The organism is Pseudomonas sp. AC463, assembly GCF_979253585.1.
The window spans coordinates 1-250 of record NZ_CEEDDZ010000943.1 but is presented as its reverse complement, the minus strand read 5'-3'; the positions used below and the strand labels follow the sequence as shown (position 1 = coordinate 250).

General features: G+C 65.6%; 1 protein-coding gene. It reads right to left on the bottom strand.

The window, feature by feature from the left end:
• A partial coding sequence (ilvN, locus tag AC0IYH_RS33010; RefSeq protein WP_471838604.1) for an acetolactate synthase small subunit occupies positions 1–250 on the bottom strand: 250 nt, incomplete at both ends.

Sequence of the window (250 nt, the reverse complement as noted above, 5' to 3'; positions counted from 1 at the left end):
CCGCCATCAGTTCCACGAACTTGTCGATCTTGTCGCGGCCGCCGGTGACTTCGAACACGAAGCTGGACGTGGTCGCATCGACTACCCGACCGCGATAGACCTCGGCGAGGCGCATCGCCTCGATCCGCTTGTCGCCGACGCCGGCCACCTTCACGAGCGCGAGTTCGCGTTCGACGTGTTCGCCCGCGACGGTCAGGTCGGTGACGCGATGGACGGGGACGAGCCGATCGAGCTGCGCCATGATTTGCTC